The following is a 14,434-nucleotide window of genomic DNA, read 5'->3' on the forward strand; positions in this document are numbered from 1 at the left end:
AATAAAACAATTTAGATAAGGTATCAATTGGTAAATTAGCTTAACTAGTTTATAAACAAAATAATCAGCAATAATTATGGAAAATAGTAAAAACCAAAACGAGCAAAACAAATGCCCTTTCTCAGGCGGGGCACTTAAGCAAACAGCTGGCAATGGCACCAGAAACAATGATTGGTGGCCAAATCAATTAAAATTAAATATACTTCGTCAAAATTCTTCTTTGTCCAATCCTATGGGAGAGACCTTTAATTATACTGAAGCATTCAATAGCCTTGATTTAGTTGCTGTAAAGAAAGATATTTTTGATGTAATGACTAATTCACAAGACTGGTGGCCGGCTGATTATGGACATTACGGTCCATTTTTTATCCGTATGGCATGGCACAGTGCCGGGACTTACCGAATTGCTGATGGGCGAGGAGGAGGTGGGTCAGGTACCCAACGATTTGCACCACTCAACAGTTGGCCGGATAATGTTAACCTTGATAAAGCACGTTTATTGTTATGGCCGGTTAAACAAAAATACGGTAAAAAGATATCATGGGCTGACCTGATGATTCTGGCCGGTAACTGCGCTTTGGAATCAATGGGATTCAAAACTTTTGGATTTGGCGGTGGTCGGGAAGATGTTTGGGAGCCTGAGGAAGATATTTACTGGGGTTCTGAAGGCAAATGGTTGGAAGACAAACGTTACTCCGGTGACCGTGACTTAGAAAATCCTCTGGCTGCTGTTCAAATGGGCTTAATTTATGTTAATCCGGAAGGGCCTAATGGTAATCCCGATCCGTTAGCTTCTGCCCGCGATATTCGTGAAACCTTTGCTCGTATGGCAATGAATGATGAGGAGACTGTGGCGCTTGTAGCCGGGGGACATACTTTCGGGAAAACCCATGGGGCAGCCGATCCGGGAAAATATGTTGGTGTAGAGCCTGCAGCGGCAGGTATTGAAGAACAAGGTTTAGGTTGGAAGAATACCTTTGGAAAAGGTCATGGAGAAGATACTATCAGTAGCGGACTGGAAGGAGCCTGGACCACCACACCCACTAAGTGGAGTAACAATTATTTAGAGAATCTTTTTGGTTTTGAATGGGAATTGACTAAAAGTCCGGCAGGTGCTCATCAATGGAAACCAAAAGGAGGAGCCGGTGCCGGTACTGTTCCGGATGCCCATAATCCGTTAAATCGTCATGCGCCAACCATGCTAACGGCTGATTTGGCTTTGAGAGCAGATCCTGCTTATGAAAAAATAGCCAGAAATTTTCTTGACAATCCTGATGCCTTTGCCGATGCATTTGCTCGTGCTTGGTTCAAGTTAACGCATAGAGATATGGGGCCTGTAGCCCGTTATTTAGGTCCGGAAGTACCTAAAGAAGAACTAATCTGGCAAGACCCGGTTCCAACAGTGGCACATCAACTAATTAATGATAATGACATTGCAGCCTTGAAAGCTAAAATTGCCGCTTCCGGATTGTCTGTTTCTCAGCTGGTTTCAACGGCTTGGGCTTCCGCGTCTACCTTCCGTGGTTCTGATAAACGCGGTGGGGCCAATGGTGCTCGTATTCGTTTACTGCCTCAAAGACAATGGGAGGTTAATAATCCGTCTCAATTGGCTACGGTATTGTCAAAACTGGAAAGTATTCAATCAGAATTCAACAATAGTGGTAAGCAAGTATCTTTGGCCGATTTAATTGTTTTAGCCGGTGGAGTTGGGATAGAGAAAGCGGCACAAGCAGCCGGACATACTGTTACGGTTCCGTTTACACCCGGAAGAAGTGATGCTTCACAAGAACAAACCGATGTAGATTCGTTTGCCGTTTTAGAGCCTCAGGCTGATGGTTTCCGCAATTACACCAAGACTAAATATATCGCTTCAGCAGAAGAGATGCTGATAGATAAAGCACAATTGATGACCTTAACTGCACCGGAATTGACTGTGCTTATCGGTGGTATGCGTGTGTTAAATACTAATTTTGATAGTTCAAGACATGGGGTGTTTACTAACCGTCCGGAAACTTTGACGAATGATTTCTTTAAAAACCTACTGGATTTAAATACAACATGGAAAGCCACAGCTGATTCGCAAGAAGTATTTGAAGGACATGACCGTAAAACCGGTGCTTTAAAATGGACAGGAACTCGTGTGGATTTAATCTTTGGTTCTAATTCTGAGCTAAGAGCTTTGGCCGAAGTGTATGCTTGTGCAGACGGACAAGAGCAATTCGTAAACGATTTTATAGCGGCTTGGTATAAAGTAATGCAACTCGATCGATTTGATTTGGTTTAACCAATATTAATAATACAATGAAAAAAGGTGGCCTGCTTTAGACCACCTTTTTTTATGCTTTATTCAATTTACTGTTTTTATGACTAAACCCAAAGTAAATAGTAAGCCCTACGAGTAACCAACCCGTAAAGTATATCCAGTTCCAAATGCTTAATTCTGCCATCATATACAAACAACAAACCAATCCGAGTAATGGAATTAAAGAAAGATTTTGTTTCCATGACCAAATAGCAAAACCAACCAAAGAGAGTAGAAAAATCCACATAGGAATTTTGTGTTTGAACAAACTGAAACCACTTTCGTATTTCAAAGATTGATCTATAGGAAGCGAATCAACCACTTGTTTGTAGGTAGTTTCGTTTTCGTTTAAGGAGCTTAATAGAGCTTCTAAATCGGTAGTTTCGGTAGTTGGATTTTGGGCCACCAAATACGCATATACTTGCTTGGCTTGTTCTTTATCCAATGAGGTTACAATATCGGCCGGAGCATTGACTTGTTTCTCATTAGTTAAAAAATCCATGGTAGCCTGTTTGTTTACCGTAAAGGCAATAAATGCACCAACAAGCATAAGTAGCGGAAATACAAATTTAGAGTTGATATAAGGCGTTTTAAATTTCCCTCTCGGAATGTCCTTTTTATTTTGCAGTACCAAAACTCCAGCACAAACTAATACAAAGGCAAATAAAGTTCCGATGCTGCATAAGTCGGTCACCATAGTTAAATTCAAAAACAAAGCAGGAATGGCTACTACAAATCCGGTAACAATGGTGGCATACGAAGGCGTGTGGTATTTTGGATGTACTTTTGAAAATCGTTTGGGTAACAATCCATCACGACTCATACTCATCCAAATACGAGGTTGTCCCATTTGAAATACCAATAATACACTCGCCATAGCTACTACGGCACTCACAGCGATAATGCCCGACATCCATTTTAAATTCAGTTTATCAAATACAAAAGCTAAAGGATCACCAACGTTTAAGTCGGCGTAATTAACCATACCGGTTAGGACTAGAGCAATCACAACATACAGTATAGTACAAATGATAATCGCCCACATCATCCCTTTTGGTAAATCACGTTGCGGGTCTTTACATTCTTCCGCTGTGGTAGAAATAGCATCAAAACCGATATAAGCAAAGAACACCGCAGACACCCCTTTAAGGATGCCGCTTACGCCATTAGGAGCGAAGGGATGCCAATTGGCTGTGTCTACATAAAATATTCCTACTGCTATGACCAACAGTATGATACATAACTTTACCACAACCATAAGATTACTGGCATTACGGGATTCTTTCATTCCTCGGTATACCAAATAAGTAATTACAATTATGATGAGTAAAGCCGGTAAATCAGCCACTAAGTGAAAAGAGCCAATGGTTGGAGCTGTTGTCCAGGCAGTGTAAGCGGCTTGCAATCCTTCGGATAAATTTTCGAAAGATTTGCCTCCCTGCATCAGGGCTGTAGCATCTTTAAATCCGTTTGAAGCTGTCAGATAATCCATTTGAACCCATTGTGGCAGATGAATTCCTCCGCTTTCGAGCAATCCGGTAAAGTAATCACTCCAAGATATGGCTACGGTAATATTTCCAATAGCATACTCCATAATCAAAGCCCAGCCAATAATCCAAGCGATAATTTCACCAAAAGCTACATAAGAATACGTATAAGCACTTCCTGAAACGGGTACCATAGAAGCAAATTCAGCATAAGCAAATGCCGCAAAGCTACAGGCAATAGCTGTGAAAATAAACAAGAATATAACGGCCGGTCCTCCATCAGCACTGGCTTTTCCGATGGTACTGAAAATACCGGCTCCTATGATGGCTGCAATTCCAAATGCGGTTAAATCTCTGGCCGTTAAATGTTTGCCAAGAGCCTGATGCCCGTCGGCTTCATTTTTAGCGACCTGGTTTAGAATATCCTGAACAGTTTTTTTTCGGAACAGATTGGAGAAATTCATAGTTTAATGGGTTTGGTTGAAAGCTTTCCCGCAAAGGGTTTGATTTCAACAAATATATAAAACTCTGCCAATGTTTTGCCACTATAGCTTTTTTTGGAAAAATTATCAAATAAGAACTGACTATAAAAAAATAATGAAATATGATGAAAATCATGTGCAAGACTAAGGAGATTTAGTAGTTTTGCGCCATCAAAAAAAATATAACATTTAAACCTTATACATTATGTCATTAGTAGGAAAGAAATTCCCAAGTATTACGGTAGACGCTATCTCATTTATGGGAGAAAATTTAAGAATTAACGTTTTAGAAGAAGCGACAAAAAACAACAAAAAAGTGATTTTGTTCTGGTATCCAAAGGATTTTACTTTTGTTTGTCCAACCGAATTACACGCTTTTCAGGCAGCTATAGAAGAATTTGAAAAAAGAAATACTATGGTAATTGGTGCTTCTTGTGATACTAACGAAGTACATTTTGCTTGGTTGAATACACCAAAAAATCAAGGAGGAATTGAAGGGGTTAAGTACCCGATTTTGGCTGATACTACCCGTAATCTAGCGGCTGCTTTAGATATTTTAGATGCGGAATGGGTTTATGACGCTGAGTTGAATGATGAGATTTTAGAAGGTTCTAACGTAACCTTCAGAGCCACTTATTTACTTGATGAAACAGGAAAAATTTTCCACGAAAGTGTAAACGATATGCCTTTAGGAAGAAATGTAAATGAGTATTTAAGATTAATCGATGCTTATACACACGTACAAACCGTTGGAGAAGTTTGTCCGGCAAACTGGCAAAAAGGAGAAGAGGCTATGCATGCTGACCGAAACAGTACAGCGGCTTATTTGAGTCATAATTAATTGTTCATTGAATGATAAAAAAACGTCCCAATCGGGACGTTTTTTTATGGGGTAAAAACCGACTTATAGTTGTTCCAGTAGCGGTAAATTAAAAACATATTACCTAGGAAAAGTCCAATGGCTATAGGCAAAGTTGCCGGTGCCATGAAATAATTGATTAGTAAAATGTTTAGGGTTACCGGTAAAATAACAATATTGGCCAGAGTTACATATTTCCCTGAAACATACGATAAGCCACACAACAATTCAACAGCTTTTGCCAAGGGCATCAAATAAACAGAAGCAATTAACCCTGTGTTAAAGGCTTTGAAATTTCCGGTCGCTTCGGTTTCGGGAGTTAATTTTAAAAAGAAACTGATAGAAGCAAACAATAAAAATAATCCGATTAAGACTCTGATAATAATGGTAGTGATTTTCATGATTGATAGTTTTTTGATTAATGTACTATCAAAGTTAAACAAAAAAATACCAAAGGCAGAAACCAATGGTATTTATTTAACATTCAGACAACTACGATTTATTTTTTCAGTAATTTTTTATAAGCAATATAACCCAAAACCGCAATAAGCAGTAACGACCAAAGCTGCGCTACAAAAGCAATAATGCTTTCCAACATATACCAACCGGTTTTCAGGCTATCCCATAGTTGTAAACCGATATGAGGTCTGTAAGCATTGGAACTTTTTTCATTGGCTACTAATTCTTTTTTAACCGTTTCTCTTTGGTACAAATACAAAGTCACGGTGCTGTACTGTACTTGATCTTGCAAAGAAAGATTTTGTATTACCGTGTCGTCGCTTTCAGTGGCTCTATCAAGTGCTTTGTCTTCGGCAGTGGTGATGTCATTTAGTTTTTTGCCTTTAGTGTCAATGCCTTTCTCCAACCGTTTTTGGCTGTTGGTAATACGTTTTTGAGCCAATTTATTTGACAATAATTGTAAAGAGACATCATCGGCTTTAATCAGACGACTGTCCAGAAAATCAATTTCTTTGGTCATGGCGGTCAAAACAGAATCTAATTGAGTGTTAGGAACGCGAAGTGTAATGGTGTTGTCAACGGTGTAACGCGTGGTTTCTAAAGTACTGTCTTGACTCACTTGGGTTTCATCGTGCTCGTTAACAGTGCTTTTTAAATCGGTAAAAGTGATAAACCCACCGTGTTGCCCAACAATCTTCTCAATAGCGTAAGTCGATTTAGCTACGTTCTTCACTTTGAATTTTAAATCGGCCGTCCGAACAAATTTTCGTTCCGGTTGTTTTTTCTGAAGAATAGCATTTGAAGAGTTGGTCTCAACAGCGGTACTGTCGGCAAGGGTAGTTGTTTTACCTTCTGCGGAGGCTTCCGCATTGTTGTCAGCTTGTTTACAGGCAAAGACCAATCCGAATAGGAGCAATGCCAAAGTCAATTTTGATAAGTGTTTCATTTTTTCATTCATTTTAAATGTTAGTAATAGAGTTTTCCCTGTCAGTGGATAATCATGCAAAAGACAAAGTGTAGTTTTCTATCAATACTAAAATGAATTACGGGTTAAATGCTATAATCATTCCTACTAAAAAGCGTGCCAAAATTTTCAGCTTTGTGGTTTTGTGCCGAGAATTATTTTTATCGTAATTTTGAGAACCTTAAAAAACCAAATTCTTGAGAACCATTCTTTCAAAAAAAATTGACCATCCCGAAGCTTTCAAAAACCAATTGCTGGGTTGGGCGCAGCAGTTTAGAGAAGTAGTTTTTTTGGATTCTAATACGTATCACCAGCAGTATTCTGACTATGATTATGTTTTGGCAGTGGATGCTTTTACTGCTGTAAAAACAGATTATCACAATGCTTTTGAAGACTTGAAACAATACCAGCAACAAACTAAAGATTGGTTGTTTGGCTATTTGGCCTATGATATGAAAAATGACGTTGAGCCATTGCAGTCTGATAATTTTGACGGATTGGAGTTTCCTGATTTGTTTTTCTTCCAACCCAAGAAATTGTTTTTGGTAAAAAGGGATGAAGTCGAAATTCAGTATTTGCATTTATGTGATGATGAAATAGAAAGCGATTTCTCAGCACTTCAAAACCATTTACCTTTTGCCATTGAACATTCACCATTGAGCATTAAGCAACGAATTTCGAAAGAAAGCTATCTTCAAAAAGTAACCGAAATGCTGGAGCATATTCATCGCGGCGACATTTATGAGGCTAACTTTTGCATGGAATTTTATGCCGAAAATGCTACTATAAATCCGTTAGAAATTTACCGGAAGCTGAATAGTATTTCTAAACCACCGTTTGCGACTTATTTTAAAAACAACCACCATTTTTTACTTTCTGCTTCGCCAGAACGTTATATACGAAAAGAAGGAAGTAAAGTTATTTCCCAGCCGATTAAAGGAACGGCTAAGCGTTTTACAGAGGCTGTTTCAGATGAAAAATCAAAAATCGAATTAGCAAATAATCCAAAAGAACGCTCCGAAAATATTATGATTGTTGATTTGGTTCGCAACGATTTATCGCATACCGCCACCAAAGGGTCAGTAGTAGTCGAAGAATTATGCGCTGTTTATTCTTTTGAGCAAGTCCACCAAATGATTTCCACCATAGTTTCCGAAGTGGACAATACTACCGCTCCGGTTGAAATTCTCAGAACCACTTTTCCTATGGGTAGTATGACCGGTGCTCCAAAAATATCGGCCATGAAAATCATAGAGGAACTCGAAGAAACAAAACGTGGCTTGTATAGTGGCGCCGTTGGCTATTTTAAACCCAATGGTGACTTTGATTTCAACGTTGTTATCCGAAGTATTTTATACAATGCCCCAAAGCAGTATTTATCATTTTCTGTGGGTAGTGCTATCACTTCCTTATCAGTTCCTGAGCAAGAGTATGCCGAATGCTTGTTAAAGGCTAAAGCTATGTTTGAAGTCCTACAATAGAAATAATTACTACTTTTGATTATGTTGCAACAATTTCAGAATCATATTGACTCCCATTTTCCTTTTCTAAAAGAAAAGCGATTGCTTTTGGCGGTTAGCGGAGGGGTTGACAGTATGGTTTTGTTGTATTTGTGTCATCAGTTGCAGTTCCCTTTTGCGGTGGCGCATTGTAATTTTCAGTTGCGTGGCGATGAAAGCGATGACGATGAACAGTTTGTAAAAGCTATTTGCGACGAATTGCATATTCCGGTTTTTGTCGAAAAATTTGTCACGGCTGCTTTTGCTGAGGAACATAAAATGTCCATTCAGCTAGTGGCCAGAAAGCTTCGTTACGAATGGTTTGAAACCCTTTTGCAAAATCATGATTACGATTATATACTGACGGCACATCATTTGGATGACAGTTTGGAAACGTTTTTAATCAACTTTACCAGAGGAACGGGATTAGAAGGGTTGACCGGAATTCCGCAGCAAAACGACACAGTCATTCGACCTTTACTGATTTTTCCCAGAGAAGAAATAACGGCCTTTGCCAAAGAAAATAAAGTACCATGGCGCGAAGACAGTAGCAATGCTTCCGATAAATATTTGCGTAACAAACTCCGTCACGACGTGATTCCGGTTTTGAAAGAACTCAATCCGAGTTTGCTGACTTCTTTTGAAAATACAGTTAGTTATTTGAAACAAACCCAATCATTGGCCGAAGACGCTGCTTTGAATTTATATCAAAAAATAGTCAAACAAGAAGGGAATCATACCACCATCAACTTGAAAAAGTTGTTGAAATACCAAAATTATAAAGCCTATTTATTCCATTGGCTGCATCCGTTTGGTTTTACCGATTGGAAGGCGGTGTTCAATTTAATAGAGGCTCAATCCGGAAAACAAGTTTTGTCTGAGACCCATATTTTGCTGAAAGACAGGAGTCGTTTATTGCTTTTTCCAAAACAGTCTGCTAAAGAAGAAGAAGTCTTTTGGATTACCAAGAAGGAGTCACATGAAGTTAAAATTCCCTTAAAACTTGCCTTTTGCAATGTAACTGACATTTCTCTTCAATCAACTAATGTTATCTTTGTTGACGAAGAAAAACTTCAGTTTCCGTTGCAAATAAGAAAATGGCAAGAAGGTGATGTTTTTTATCCATTAGGAATGAATGGAAAAAAGAAGGTAAGTAAGTTTTTTAAAGATGAAAAATTATCATTACCTGATAAATTAAATACTTGGCTTTTATGTTCTGACAATCAAATTGTTTGGATTATTGGAAAAAGAGCTGATGACCGATTTAAAATAACAAAACAAACAACTAAAACTCTACAAATACAACTTCAGGAATGAATAAATTAGTTACCGCACTTTTGCTTCTTTTGGCTATTGCAAATACCAATGCACAAATTGTAAAACCAGTAAAATGGACCTCCAAAATTGAAAAGACTGCTGATGCCGAATTCAACTTGGTAATGACCGGGAAAATAGATGACGAATGGCATGTATATTCCCAATTTACTCCGGCCGATGGTCCACTGCCGGCAGAATTTAAATTTGAAGACGCCAAAGGCAATTACGAGTTGGTTGGTAAAACCAAAGAATCTCCATATAAAAAGCAATTCAACGATGTTTTTGGAGTAGATGAATACTATTTCGAAAAGCAAGTGGTTTTCACTCAAAAGGTGAAAATTATAAACCCTAAACTGACTTCCATTAAAGTTAAAATTGATTATCAGGTTTGCAAACAAGCCTGCATCAATGATAAAAAAGATTTTACTTTTGACATTCCGGCAAGTTCCAATACAACGGCTGTTGCTGCAGTAGATACGGTGAAAGTTGCTGAAACAGATACTGTAAAAGAAGTATCAAAAGAAGAGGTGAAGACCGTAACGGAAACCCCAAAACCGGGAGAGCAAAAAGGCTTGTGGACTATTTTCTTTTTGGCCTTTTTAGGAGGTTTAGCTGCTTTATTAACGCCTTGTGTATTCCCAATGATTCCTATGACCGTGAGCTTTTTTACCAAACAAAGTAAAAACCCCGGACAAGGAAAACGCAATGCTATTTTATACGGAATTTCCATCATCGCCATTTATGTAGTTTTAGGGTTGGTTATCACCGGTGTTTTTGGTGCTGATGCTTTGAATGCTTTATCGACCAACGCTTGGTTTAATGTATTTTTCTTTTTATTGTTGGTTATTTTTGCCGCTTCTTTCTTGGGGGCTTTTGAAATCATGTTGCCTAATTCTTGGGCCAATAAAGTTGATAGACAAGCCGATAGAGGAGGGATTATAGGCATATTGTTCATGGCATTGGCGTTAGCCATTGTTTCATTTTCTTGTATCGGACCAATAGTTGGGACACTTCTAGTAGAATCGGCGTCTAAAGGCGGTATCGCACCAATTGTTGGAATGCTTGGTTTTTCTTCCGCTTTGGCTTTGCCGTTTATGTTGTTTGCCATGTTCCCAAGTTGGTTACAATCCTTGCCAAAATCTGGAGGATGGTTGAATACCGTAAAAGTTTCGCTTGGCTTTTTAGAGTTGGCTTTAGCCTTTAAATTTTTATCTAATGCCGATTTAGTATTGCAGTTGCATTTGCTTGAAAGAGAAGTTTTCTTAGCGATTTGGATAGCCATTTTTGGCACTTGGGCTTTGTATCTTTTTGGTAAAATTATGACCCCTCATGATAGTCCGGTAACACATCTTTCGGTGGGAAGATTGTCCTTGGGAGTAGTAGTCTTAGCGTTTTCCATATACATGATTCCCGGGCTTTTCGGAGCGCCGTTAAAATTAATCAGTGCTTTTCCGCCACCTCAAACCTATAGCGAAAGTCCAACCGGGTTTTTTGGAAATACGGCAGCAGTCAACAATGACGGACTTCCAGAAGGTGCTAAGATAGGCGAACACGGAATTATGACTTTTACGGATTATGATAAAGGATTGGCTTATGCTAAAAAGGTAAACAAACCGGTAATGCTTGATTTTACTGGGTTTGCTTGTGTGAATTGCCGCAAAATGGAAATCAATGTCTGGTCGGATGAAAAAGTTTTGCAAGTACTGAAAAATGAAGTAGTCTTGATTTCATTGTATGTGGATGATAAAAGAGATTTGCCAAAAGAAGAACAAATGGTTTCCAAAACAACCGGTAATGAAATTGTAACCATTGGCGACAAATGGACTGATTTTATCATTACACGCTATAAAACCAATACGCAACCGTTCTATGTTTTAACCGATTTAAAAGAACAAAAACTCAACGAACCCATTAGTTATACTCCGGATGCTAAAGAATATTTAGCTTGGTTAAAACAGGGTATTGCCCAATTTAAATAAATAAAACTTGGTGTAACTTAAATAGTTGCTGTTAATTCGGCTTATTAATTATTTTCTTTAGAAGATTTTTATAATATTTGTATTCCAATTATTAAAATCTAACTATTATGAGAAAAATTACTTTGAGGCGATGGCACAACTTGGCCTTGCTATTATTTTTATTGACGTACTCCTTCAGCAGTGCGCAATGTATCAGAACAGCGGCTTTTGGCTCAGGTGTTTCTAACAATTCCGGTGTAGCGCAGACCATTACTACTTGTGCTTACGGAACGGAATATTCAACAGTTACCGGTTTGTTGGTAGGACAAAATTATTTGTTCTCAGTACAATCAGGTTCTGCAGGTGGTCAAGGAACTCATTTATTTCTGACTGTAACTGACTTATCAGATAATGTTATTCAGTACGGAACATCACCATTAACGATTACCGGTATTACATCAGATTCTGTTAGACTGCACTATGCAGATGACTCTTCTTGTGCCGGTGCAGCAACTTGTCACAATTCGCAAGTAAAATATTTAGCTTCTTGTCAAGCACCAACCGGTGTAGTAGCTTCAAATATCACAACCACTACAGCAACTATTTCATGGAATGTTTCCGATACACCACCTGCGAATGGTTACGAATATTACTATGCGACTACTAGTACAGCACCAACCGCTTCTACTACGCCATCAGGAAGTGTAGCAGCAGATATACTTACGGCAGATTTATCAGGTTTAACAATAGCCAGCAATTACTATGTATGGGTGCGTTCTGTTTGTAGTAATTCAGACACTTCGACTTGGAGTGTAGTAGCTAACTTTGCAACAGCCTGTGACCTTGTGACTGATTTCTCTGAAAACTTTGATTCTGCTGTAGCTTTCCCGGCTTGTTGGGCTAAAGTAGGTCCATTGGGAGCTTCTTATGTTCAGGCATCTGCCACTACAACTTCAACACCAAATAATTTATACATTTATAGCGGATCGGCTGCTAGTCAGGCGGTAGTAGCTATGAAACCGGTATCTAATGCCGGTGATGCTACCCACAGATTGCGTTTTAGAGCCAGAGGTAATTTTACAGCTGGTGATACAGTTGAAGTTGGTTATTTAACAGACCCTGCAGATGCTACCACTTTTGTTTCGCTTCAATCATTTACTACCACTTCAATTACCGTTTACGATACATTTATTGCTGAATTAGGAACAGCCCCTGGAGCCAATCAAGTATTAGCTTTCAGACATGCCGGAAATCTGGGATATAGTATTTTAATTGACGATGTGAATTGGGAAGTGATACCAACTTGTATTGAACCAACAGCTGTGGTTATTTCTAATGTAAGTACTGATGCCGCGACTGTATCATGGAATGCTGCCGTTACAGATCCTGCTAATGGTTATGAGTACTATGTTTCGACTACAAATACAGCTCCAACTGCTTCAACAACACCAACCGGAAGTGTAGGAGCCGGTATTACTACTGTTGATTTATCTTCGTTACCATCAGCGACAACTCATTATGTTTGGGTTCGCTCGGTATGTAGTGTTTCTGATATTTCAATTTGGACTGCTGTAACCAGCTTTACTACATTATGTAATGCTGTTACTGATTTTACTGAAAACTTTGATTCGGCCGTTGCTTTCCCAACTTGTTGGGCTAAAGTAGGTCCATTAGGAACTTCTTATGTTCAGGCATCTGCCACTACCACTTCAACACCAAATAACTTATACATTTATAGCGGATCGACTGCAAGTCAGGCCGTAGTTGCTATGAGACCGATTTCTAATGCCGGTGACGCCACCCACAGATTACGTTTTAGAGCCAGAGGTAATTTTACAGCTGGTGATACAGTTGAAGTTGGTTATTTAACAGATCCGGCTGATGCCACTACTTTTGTACCGCTACAGTCGTTTACTACTACGTCAATTACAGTTTATGATACATTTATAGCTGAATTAGGAACTGACCCAGGAGCTAATCAAGTATTAGCTTTCAGACACAAAGGTACTTTAGGCTATAGTATTTTAATTGATGATGTTAATTGGGAGCCAATACCAACTTGTATTGAACCAACAGGTTTAGTTGTTAGTAATATTACACAAACATCAGCTACTATTGCTTGGACAGCTTCTGTTACTCCGCCGGCAAATGGTTATGAATATTATTATGCTACAACTAATACAGCTCCAACGGCCTCAACTACACCTTCAGGATCGGTTGGTGCTGATGTTTTGACTGTTGATTTAAATGGTTTAGCTTCTTCATCTGTTTATTATTTCTGGGTAAGATCAGTATGTTCTGTTTCTGATAGCAGTATTTGGAGTATTGCAGGTACATTTACCACTCCTTGTCCTGCCTCAACGGTGCCTTATTCTCAGGATTTTGAATCAGCTACAGTTCCGGCAGTTCCGACCTGTACAGCAACTCAAAATTTAGGTCCCGGTAATAACTGGACTGTTGTTAGTAATCCTGGTTATGGTTTCACTTCAAAAACATTGCGTTACGCTTATAGTATTCCTAATGCAGCGAACACTTGGTTCTATACTAATGGTATAACATTAACAGCAGGAACTAGCTACACAATTTCATATAAATATGGTAATAACAGTACCACTTATATTGAAAACTTAAAGGTTGCCTTCGGTGATTCTCCAATTGATTCAGCTATGACTAATGCTTTAGCAGATCATCCAGGAATTACCGGTGGTACTACTACTTCTTCAGCCTTACAAGGTTTGGTAGAATTCACACCAGCTGTTTCAGGGGATTACTACTTTGGATTTAACGCTTACTCTGCTGCAGATCAATTTTATCTGTTTGTGGATGATATATCAATAGTTGAAACATTAGCTACTCCCGGTTTTGAATCTAATAAATTTACATTCTATCCAAACCCTGTGAAAGATGTATTGAATATCGGATACAACAAAACGATTGCTAAAGTGGCTGTGTATAATATCCTAGGTCAGGAAGTACTAGCTAAAACCATCAATGCTGACCAATCACAAATTACTATGTCTAACTTACCAAAAGGTACTTACTTAGTAAAAGTAACAGCCGAAGATGGTGCAGTAAAAACAATTAAAGTAATAAAAGAATAATCATAG

At 38.6% G+C, this 14,434-nt stretch carries 9 protein-coding genes; 6 read left to right on the top strand and 3 right to left on the bottom strand.

Annotated features, from left to right (window positions below; genetic code table 11):
- The first annotated feature begins 76 nt into the window (after positions 1 to 76).
- Positions 77 to 2,284: a catalase/peroxidase HPI gene (gene katG, locus GUU89_RS11650; RefSeq protein ID WP_162128076.1), complete on the top strand. Its 2,208-nt coding sequence runs from the start codon at positions 77 to 79 to the stop codon at positions 2,282 to 2,284.
- Between the two features lie 52 nt (positions 2,285 to 2,336).
- On the opposite strand, the gene GUU89_RS11655 is transcribed toward katG, so the two are convergent.
- Entirely contained in the window at positions 2,337 to 4,253 is a 1,917-nt protein-coding gene (locus tag GUU89_RS11655; RefSeq protein WP_162128077.1) for an amino acid permease, read from the bottom strand.
- A 223-nt stretch (positions 4,254 to 4,476) separates the two neighbouring features.
- Here GUU89_RS11655 and GUU89_RS11660 point away from each other — a divergent pair, with 223 nt between their 5' ends.
- Entirely contained in the window at positions 4,477 to 5,112 is a 636-nt protein-coding gene (locus tag GUU89_RS11660) for a peroxiredoxin (RefSeq protein ID WP_162128078.1), read from the top strand.
- A 44-nt stretch (positions 5,113 to 5,156) separates the two neighbouring features.
- Here the strand turns inward: GUU89_RS11660 and GUU89_RS11665 are convergent, their stop codons facing one another.
- Both GUU89_RS11665 and GUU89_RS11670 read right to left on the bottom strand, forming a co-directional pair.
- Positions 5,157 to 5,531 (bottom strand): DoxX family protein, encoded by a 375-nt coding sequence (locus tag GUU89_RS11665; RefSeq protein ID WP_162128079.1) that lies wholly within the window; start codon positions 5,529 to 5,531, stop codon positions 5,157 to 5,159.
- A gap of 98 nt (positions 5,532 to 5,629) precedes the next feature.
- Positions 5,630 to 6,535, bottom strand: coding sequence for a DUF4349 domain-containing protein (locus tag GUU89_RS11670; RefSeq protein ID WP_162128080.1), 906 nt, complete (start codon positions 6,533 to 6,535; stop codon positions 5,630 to 5,632).
- 215 nt (positions 6,536 to 6,750) lie between these two features.
- Between GUU89_RS11670 and GUU89_RS11675 the strand changes: the two genes are divergently transcribed.
- From GUU89_RS11675 to GUU89_RS11690, 4 genes are all read left to right on the top strand, one after another.
- Positions 6,751 to 8,034, top strand: a complete 1,284-nt coding sequence (locus tag GUU89_RS11675) for an anthranilate synthase component I family protein (protein WP_162128081.1) — start codon at positions 6,751 to 6,753, stop codon at positions 8,032 to 8,034.
- Between the two features lie 21 nt (positions 8,035 to 8,055).
- On the top strand, positions 8,056 to 9,369 hold the full coding sequence (gene tilS / locus GUU89_RS11680; protein WP_162128082.1) for a tRNA lysidine(34) synthetase TilS: 1,314 nt from the start codon (positions 8,056 to 8,058) through the stop codon (positions 9,367 to 9,369).
- Positions 9,366 to 11,348 carry a protein-disulfide reductase DsbD family protein gene (locus GUU89_RS11685; RefSeq protein ID WP_162128083.1) on the top strand — a complete coding sequence of 661 codons (1,983 nt, stop codon included), beginning with the start codon at positions 9,366 to 9,368 and terminating at the stop codon, positions 11,346 to 11,348. Before tilS ends, GUU89_RS11685 begins: the two co-directional genes overlap by 4 nt.
- A 107-nt stretch (positions 11,349 to 11,455) precedes the next feature.
- Positions 11,456 to 14,428: a fibronectin type III domain-containing protein gene (locus GUU89_RS11690; RefSeq protein ID WP_162128084.1), complete on the top strand. Its 2,973-nt coding sequence runs from the start codon at positions 11,456 to 11,458 to the stop codon at positions 14,426 to 14,428.
- Positions 14,429 to 14,434 lie beyond the last annotated feature (6 nt).

The organism is Flavobacterium phycosphaerae, from assembly GCF_010119235.1.
Taxonomy (GTDB): domain Bacteria; phylum Bacteroidota; class Bacteroidia; order Flavobacteriales; family Flavobacteriaceae; genus Flavobacterium; species Flavobacterium phycosphaerae.